Raw genomic sequence first — 438 nt, 5'->3', positions numbered from 1 at the left:
CAGTCGCTCTCAACTTCTTGTAAATTTCAATTTTCGCTTGTTCATTACGAATGTATTCAGCTGGTAAATATGCATCGAGTTTCAAATCTAACTCAAGCTCAGGAACCGGCGTTTCTTCTTTAATGCCACGTTTTTCGTTCACCGCTTCTTCTAACATTTGTGAGTACAAGTCAAAGCCGACCGAATCAATGAAACCGTGCTGTTGTTTACCGAGTAAGTTACCTGCACCCCGAATGTTCAAGTCACGCATCGCAATTTTAAAGCCACTGCCAAGTTCGGTAAATTCTTTAATTGCTTGGAGACGTTCTTCAGCAACTTCATTCAATACACGGTTCGTTGCGTGAAGGAAATACGCATACCCGATACGGCTCGAACGACCGACACGTCCACGTAATTGGTACAGCTGGCTCAAGCCAAAACGATCGGCATCTTCAATAA

1 protein-coding gene is annotated in these 438 nt (G+C 43.4%); it reads right to left on the bottom strand.

Going from position 1 to position 438, the window contains the following annotated elements; all coding sequences use genetic code 4:
* Window positions 1-438 (bottom strand): TRCF domain-containing protein (locus E1I18_RS03665; protein WP_308495578.1); only part of this gene is annotated, 438 nt, incomplete at both ends.

The organism is Mycoplasmopsis mucosicanis, assembly GCF_006546935.1.
Taxonomy (GTDB): Bacteria; Bacillota_I; Bacilli_A; order Mycoplasmatales; family Metamycoplasmataceae; genus Mycoplasmopsis; species Mycoplasmopsis mucosicanis.
Note: the sequence above shows the minus strand (reverse complement) of the source record. Positions and strands in the feature narration are given on the sequence as shown.